Raw genomic sequence first — 527 nt, 5'->3', positions numbered from 1 at the left:
TAAGGAAGAACAAGTAAAGAATGGGTTTCACTGTTTAGTTATTAAGGAACGGCGATGAGCCGTAGACTTTAACAGTTTCAAAAACTGGATAACTACTGCTGGTGGCGATGCGCTTGGGGGACACACCCGTTCCCATCCCGAACACGATGGTTAAGACCCAAGCGGCCGATGGTACTGCACTGGAGACGGTGTGGGAGAGCAGGTGGCTGCCAGTTCCCTATTAAAAAGACAAGGGAAAATGTCTTATAAAATAAAACAGCTGCCCATAGAAGCGCAGTAACCTATAACAGCAGGGAAGTGCTGATGAGAGCTGGTTTTACCAGTGATTAGAGTTTAAAAGAAAGATAAAAAGCAAAAGTGTTTCACTTATTCCTTTTAAGTTCTAATGACTGATGAAACATTCAGTCAGCAAGATGTACCTTGAAAACCGCATATACAATCTATATTGAAAACGTTAAAACGTTAGAGATAGGAAAAGACATCCGAGGCATCATGTGTGAGAGCATGTGATGTTATCAAACCAGAGA

General features: G+C 41.9%; 1 rRNA gene. It reads left to right on the top strand.

The window, feature by feature from the left end:
* The first annotated feature begins 97 nt into the window (after positions 1–97).
* Positions 98–215, top strand: a 5S ribosomal RNA gene (gene rrf, locus DXD02_RS15280).
* Positions 216–527 lie beyond the last annotated feature (312 nt).

It is taken from the genome of Blautia sp. TF10-30, assembly GCF_003481245.1.
Taxonomy (GTDB): domain Bacteria; phylum Bacillota; class Clostridia; order Lachnospirales; family Lachnospiraceae; genus Fusicatenibacter; species Fusicatenibacter saccharivorans.
The sequence above is the reverse complement of the archived record's forward strand: the minus strand, read 5'-3'. Positions and strand labels throughout refer to the sequence as shown.